This window comes from Angustibacter speluncae, assembly GCF_054777815.1.
Window position 1 is genome coordinate 1 of the sequence record NZ_BAAHAF010000090.1, and the last position, 6251, is coordinate 6251.

Annotated in this window: 7 protein-coding genes and 1 pseudogene; 5 read left to right on the forward strand and 3 right to left on the reverse strand. The window is 77.6% G+C overall.

What is annotated here, in order from left to right:
* The 4 genes and pseudogenes from ACYVKY_RS11510 to crcB form a co-directional block, all read left to right on the forward strand.
* Positions 1–541: class F sortase (locus tag ACYVKY_RS11510; RefSeq protein WP_460435126.1), on the forward strand; the 541-nt coding region annotated here is incomplete at its 5' end.
* Positions 542–833: 292 nt separating this feature from the next.
* A pseudogene (locus ACYVKY_RS11515) lies at positions 834–1148 on the forward strand (peptidoglycan DD-metalloendopeptidase family protein); the annotation flags it as partial.
* A gap of 94 nt (positions 1149–1242) precedes the next feature.
* Positions 1243–1707 carry a fluoride efflux transporter FluC gene (locus ACYVKY_RS11520; protein ID WP_460435127.1) on the forward strand — a complete coding sequence of 155 codons (465 nt, stop codon included), beginning with the start codon at positions 1243–1245 and terminating at the stop codon, positions 1705–1707.
* Positions 1704–2081, forward strand: coding sequence for a fluoride efflux transporter FluC (gene crcB, locus ACYVKY_RS11525; RefSeq protein WP_460435131.1), 378 nt, complete (start codon positions 1704–1706; stop codon positions 2079–2081). Before ACYVKY_RS11520 ends, crcB begins: the two co-directional genes overlap by 4 nt.
* Here the strand turns inward: crcB and whiG are convergent.
* A complete protein-coding gene (gene whiG, locus ACYVKY_RS11530; protein WP_460435132.1) occupies positions 2074–2979 on the reverse strand; it encodes an RNA polymerase sigma factor WhiG in 906 nt (301 codons plus the stop codon). The two genes, crcB and whiG, sit on opposite strands and share 8 nt — an antisense overlap.
* A 118-nt stretch (positions 2980–3097) precedes the next feature.
* Positions 3098–4015: a tyrosine recombinase XerC gene (locus ACYVKY_RS11535; protein WP_460435128.1), complete on the reverse strand. Its 918-nt coding sequence runs from the start codon at positions 4013–4015 to the stop codon at positions 3098–3100.
* A gap of 164 nt (positions 4016–4179) precedes the next feature.
* On the opposite strand from ACYVKY_RS11535, the gene ACYVKY_RS11540 reads away from it, so the two are divergent.
* Positions 4180–5043, forward strand: coding sequence for a S1 family peptidase (locus ACYVKY_RS11540; protein ID WP_460435129.1), 864 nt, complete (start codon positions 4180–4182; stop codon positions 5041–5043).
* A gap of 20 nt (positions 5044–5063) precedes the next feature.
* Here the strand turns inward: ACYVKY_RS11540 and dprA are convergent.
* Positions 5064–6251: DNA-processing protein DprA (gene dprA, locus ACYVKY_RS11545; RefSeq protein ID WP_460435130.1), on the reverse strand; the 1188-nt coding region annotated here is incomplete at its 5' end.

Below are 6251 nucleotides of genomic sequence, written 5' to 3' on the forward strand. Positions count from 1 at the left end.
GCGCAGGTCGGGACGCGAGCACCTCCGCGGCGTGCGCGCCGCGTCGGCACCGCCCCCGGCCCGGCAGGGCCGCGAGGCGCCGGGCGCCCGCACCACCTTCGTCCCCACCGCGGTCGTGCTGCCCGACGGCAGCCGCGCGCCGGTCGAGCCGGCGTCGACCCGGGACGGCGTCCTCGAGGTGCCGGAGCAGGTCGACCGGGTGGGCTGGTGGGACGGCAGCGCGCTGGTCGGCGACCCCTACGGCTCGACCGTGGTCGCGGGCCACGTCGACTCGGCCGCGCAGGGGCTCGGGGTCCTCGCCGGGCTGCTGTCCGCGGTGCCGGGCGACGTCGTCACGGTGGAGGGCGAGGGCGGCAGCGCGCGCTACCGGGTGTCGTCGGTCGAGGCCGTCCCCAAGGAGGCGCTGGCGACGGCGGGCGAGGCGCTCGACCAGACCGGCGCCCACCGGCTCGTCCTGATCACCTGCACCGGGCGGTTCGACCCGCTGCGCCGCAGCTACGACGACAACCTGGTCGTGACGGCGCTCCCCGAGGACGGCTGATCCTGCTGCGACCTCGCGTCGTCCACAGGGCGGCCGGAGGGGGTCGTCGTCCACAGCCGGGCGCACGGCCGTGGCGGGCGCCCGCCGCGGCGACCACGGTGGTGGCGTGGGCAGGGACCGGGGACGGCGGGCGTGGCGGCTGGCAGCGCCGGCGCTGCTCGCCGGCCTGCTGACCACCCCGGGCCCGGCGGACGGCTCCCCCGCCGCCGGGTCCGGGACCGGGCGTCCCGGTGAGAGCCCGGCCGGGCAGGGGTGGTCCTGGCCGCTCGCCGGGGCGTCCGGCCCCCCGGAGGTGGTCCGCCGGTTCGCGGTCCTGCCGTCGCCGTGGCTGCCGGGCCACCGCGGCGTCGACCTCGCGACCGCCGTCGGGGCACCGGTGCTCGCCCCGTCGGCGGGCACGGTCGTGTTCGCGGGCCGGGTCGTCGACCGCGGGGTGCTGACCCTCGAGCACACCGGCGGGTTGCGCACGAGCTACGAACCGGTGCAGGCGCTGCTGCCGGTCGGCACCGCGGTCGCGCGCGGCCAGGAGGTCGCGGTGGTCACCGCCGAGCGCGGGCACTGCCCGGGGGCGGTGTGCCTGCACTGGGGCCTGCGCCGGGGCGAGCAGTACCTCGACCCGCTGGCGCTGCTCGGTCGTCCTCGCTTCGTGCTGCTGCCGTCCGCGGGGGTCGCGCGCACCGCGCCGGTAGCCTCGGCCCACCGTGACACCACCTCCCGCCGACCCGCGGCCGCCGCTCGGCCCGCTCCTGCGCGAGCGGGCCGACCTCGTGGCGCTGGTGGCGCTGGGCGGGGCGCTCGGATCGCTCGGGCGCTGGGCGGTCGGCGGGGCCCTCCCCGCGTCCGAGGGCGCGCCCGCCTGGTCGACGGTGCTCGTGAACGTCACCGGCGCCGCCGCCCTCGGCGCGCTGCTGGCGTGGCTCGCGGCCCGCCGGCCCGGGTCGCGGCGCGCGCAGCCGCTGGTCGGCACCGGGTTCCTTGGCGGCTGGACGACGTTCTCGGCGGCCGTGCTCGACGTGCAGGGGCACCTGGCCGCCGGTCACCTCGCCACCCTCGGCCTCGCCGTGGTGGTCGGGCTCGGCCTCCCGGTGGTCGCCGCCTGGGCCGCGATGCACCTGACCCGGACGGTCCTCGGCGACGGCGACGGTCACGTGGGCCGGACGCCGTGACGGCGCTGCTCGTGGTCGCGGGTGCCGCCGTGGGAGCGCCGACGCGCTACCTCGTCGACCTGCTGGTGCGGTGGTGGCTGCGGTCCGGACCCGACGACGTCCCCTGGGGCACGGCGGTGGTCAACCTCGGCGGCTCGCTGCTCATCGGGCTGGTCGCGGGCAGCACCCTCGACCACCCGTCGTCTGCGCTGACGGCCCTGGTCGGCACCGGCTTCTGCGGCGCGCTCACCACCTACTCGACCTTCTCGGTCGAGACGGTGCGGCTCGTCGAGCGGGGGCGCCCCGGCGCCGCGGCCGGCTACGCCGTCGGCAGCCTGGTGGCGGGGGTGGTCCTGTGTGTGCTCGGCGCCGCGGCAGGTCGCGCGCTCAGCTGACCTCGGCGATGCGGCCGCGCAGCTGCAGCACCGCCTTGGTGTGCATCTGGCAGATCCGCGACTCGGTGACACCGAGCACCGACCCGATCTCGGCCAGGGTCAGGCCCTCGTAGTAGTAGAGGGTGACGACGATCTTCTCGCGCTCGGGCAGCTGGTCGATCGCCCGCGCGAGCAGGTACTTCGTCTCCTCGCCCTCGAACGCCATCACCGGGTCGACGGCCTTGGCGTCCTTCAGCGTGTCGCCGAGGGACATGCCGCCCTCGCCCTTCTCGGCGCCGGCGGCGCCGCCGAGCAGTTCGTCGAGCGCGACGACGTTCACGTACGAGACCTGGCTGAAGATCGCGTGCAGGTCGCGCAGCGGGATGCCCATCCGCGCGGCGACCTCGGGCTCGGTCGGCGTGCGGTGCAGCTCGGTCTCGAGCTCGGCGTACGTGCGCTCGACCTCACGGGCCTTGGAGCGCACCGACCGCGGGATCCAGTCCATCGAGCGGAGCTCGTCGATGATCGCGCCGCGGATGCGCGACAGCGCGTAGGTCTCGAACTTGATCGCCCGCTCGAGGTCGAACTTCTCGATCGCGTCGATCAGGCCGAAGATGCCGTACGAGACCAGGTCGGCCTGCTCGACGTTCGGCGGCAGACCGACGCCCACGCGGTTGGCGACGTACCGCACCAGCGGCGAGTAGTTGAGGATCAGCTTCTCGCGCGCGGCGGCGCTGCCCGTGGCCTTGAAGTCCTCCCAGAGGACGCGGACCGCGGCCTCCTTGTCGGCCTTGGCCAGCTGGGCCTCGGCCGCCTCGTCGAGGGCGGCGGCCTCGGCGGCCGCCGCGGGGTCCTCGCCGGCGGCCTGCTCGTCGTCGGCCTCGTCGCCGCTGTCCTCGGCGTCGGCGGCGGCGAGCAGCGCGTCGGCCTGCGCCGTGAGCGAGTCGGGGTCGGTCGCGCCCGGGGACGCGTCGACGTCGAGCTGCTCGTCGTCGTCGAGGTCGTTCCTGCTGCGACTCACCGCGACCCCCTCCGCGTCAGGCACGGGGGTGCGCCTGCTGGTACGTGCTGCGCAAGCGCTCCACCGAGACGTGTGTGTACACCTGTGTCGTGGCGAGACTAGCGTGACCGAGCAGCTCCTGGACGCTTCTCAGGTCAGCTCCCCGGTCGAGCAGGTGCGTGGCCGCGCTGTGCCGCAGCGCGTGCGGCGAACCGTCGACCCCCGTGCCCGACTCGCGCAGCAGCGCGTGCACCAGGGTGCGGACCTGCCGCTGGTCCCAGCGGCGGCCGCGCTGACCGAGCAGCAGCGCGGGGCCCGACCCGTCGACGACCAGGCGCGGGCGCCCGCGCGCGAGCCAGTCGCGGACCGCCCGGCCGGCCGGGAGACCGAACGGCACGGTGCGCTCCTTGTCGCCCTTGCCGACGACCCGCAGCACCGACCGCTCGAGGTCGACGTCGTCGACGTCGAGGCCGACGAGCTCGGCCACCCGGATGCCGGTGGCGTACAGCAGCTCCAGGGCGGCGCGGTCGCGCAGGTGCCCGGGGTCGCCGTCGTCGGCGCGGACCGTGGCGAGGTCGAGCAGGGCGGCCGCCTGGTCGGCCCGCAGCACCGTGGGCAGGTGCCGCTCGCGCTTCGGCGCCGTGAGCCGGGTCGAGGGGTCGTGGCTCATCCGGCCGGTGCGCGACGCCCACGAGGTGAAGGTGCGCGCCGACGAGGCGCGCCGCGCCATCGTCGACCGGGCCAGGCCCCCGCGGGTCATCGCCGCGAGCCAGCCGCGGAGCAGGTCGAGGTCGAGCTCGTCGAGGGTCGACCGCCCGTCGTCCGCGGCGCGCGCGAGCAGCTGGCTCACGTCGGCGACGTAGGCCCGCGCGGTGTGCGCCGACCTGCCCCGCTCGGCGGTGAGGAACCGCTGGAAGTCGGCCAGCGCGAGCGCGTAGGGCTCGGGCAGGTCCATGTGGCACACCGTCGCCCGCGGGGAGGCCGCAGGCAAGCAGGCTCCCGGCGTGGCGGGCGCGACCGCCTGTCCGCGGCGACCGCCTGTCCGCGGCGACCGCGGTGGTGCCAGACTCCGCGTGATCGCGCCGCCGGGGCGGCGCGACGACGACCCGAGGAGCGCCCGTGCGCCGCACCACCACCGTCCGCCGTCTTCTGCTCGCCCTCGCGGCGACCGCGCTGGTGGGGGCGGGCGTCGCGCCCGCCACGGCCGTCGCGCCGAGCGCGCCCGCGACCGGACCCACGACCCAGGTGGTCGGCGGCGAGGCCGCCCCGCGGTCGGCGTGGCCGATGCAGGCGGCGCTGCTGCTGCCCGACGTCGCGAACGGCTTCGACGCCCAGTTCTGCGGCGGGACTCTGGTGGCCGCCCGCTGGGTGCTGACGGCCGCGCACTGCGTCGAGGCCGAGGACGGCGGCGTCATCGCGCCCGCCGAGGTGCAGGTGGCGGTCGGCGCGTGGAAGCTCGCCGACATCACGCCGCAGCAGCGGATCGGGGTGACCCGGATCGTGTCGCACCCGCGCTACCGCTGGGAGGAGTCGTGGGCGGCCGGCCGCTACGACGTGGCGCTGCTGCGGCTCGACCGCGCGCTGCCCGGGCCGTACGCGGCGCTGGCCGGACCCGCGCAGGACGCCGACTGGGGGCCGGGCACGGTCGCCACCGTCGTCGGCTGGGGCACCAAGGAGTACGGGACGCCGAAGTACGCGCGGGTGCTGCGCCAGACGCAGGTGCCCGTCGTCGACGACGCGACCTGCGCGACCATCTACCCCGAGCTGCACGGACCCAGCACGCTGTGCGCCGGCTGGCTCGACACCGGCGGCCGCGACGCCTGCCAGGGAGACTCCGGCGGTCCGCTGTGGGTGCCGGTGCGCGGCACGTGGCGCCAGGTGGGCGTGGTGAGCGGCGGCTTCGGCTGCGCCAAGCCCGGCCACCCCGGCACCTACGGCGACGTGCGCGGGCTGCACGACTGGATCCTCACCCGGATCGGCTGAGCCGCAGCGCCTCCCGGCGCTCACCCCAGCCGTCCGCGCCCGCGGCGCCACACCTGCCGGCCCTCGTCGTCGTGGTCGCGGACGGCGAGGGCGAGCAGCTCGAGCCGCCCGAGCGCGGCCAGCACCGCGGGCGGCGCGGCGCCGGCCGCCACCGCCAGCTGGGCCACCGTGCACCGCCGACGCGGCGCCAGCGCCTCGTAGACCTGCAGGTCGGTGCCCTGCAGCTCGTCGTGCACGGCCACCTGCGCCACCGGCCGCGCCGGGTAGAACTCGCCCACGGCGCTGGCGAGCTCGACCACCTCGTCGGCCGTGGTGACGCAGACCGCGCCGTCCTCGCGCAGCAGCCGGTGGCACCCGGCCGAGCCCGCGGAGGTCACCGGCCCGGGCACGGCCCCGAGCGGCCGCCCGATCCGCACCGCGTGGCGCGCGGTGCTGAGGGCGCCCGAGCGCCAGGCCGCCTCGACCACCACTGTCGCGCCCGCGAGCGCCGCGATCAGCCGGTTGCGCTCCAGGAAGCGCCACCGGGTCGGGTCGGCGCCCGGCGGGCTCTCGGACACGACCGACCCGTCGACGGCCACCTGCGCGAGCAGCCGCTCGTGCACGCGCGGGTAGGCGCGGTCGACCCCGCAGGCCAGCACGCACACCGTGCGCCCGTCGGCCGCGAGCGCGCCCTGGTGCGCAGCGGCGTCGACCCCGAACGCCCCGCCGGACACCACCACGAGCCCGTGCCGCGCGACGCCGACCGCCAGGTCGCCGGCGACGTGCCGCCCGTAGGCGGACACCGCTCGGGACCCGACCAGCGCGACCGAGCGGTCGGCCCGCAGGTCGCCGCCGCCGCGCACCCACAGGCACGCCGGGCGTCGCTCGCGCAGGTCGTCGAGCCCCGGCGGCCAGTCGGGGTCACCCGGCACCACGACCCGTCCGCCGAGCGCCCGCACGGCCTCGACGTCGCGGCGAGGGTCGGTGTGGGCGAGCCGCACCCGCCAGCGGTCCGCCGCCTCGGCGAGCGCCGCGACGACCCGGGCGCGGTCGGCGCGCACGACCTCGGTGGGTGCGTCCTCCAGCGAGGTGTCGTCCGGCACGGTGCCCGCGGCGCCCGCGGCGACGGGCAGCGGCGAGCCCTCCGCCACGTGCCGCAGCGCCCGGGCAGGGCCCAGCCGGTCGGCGACCCGCGCGCCGACCCGGTCGGTCGGCTCGACCACGCGGCT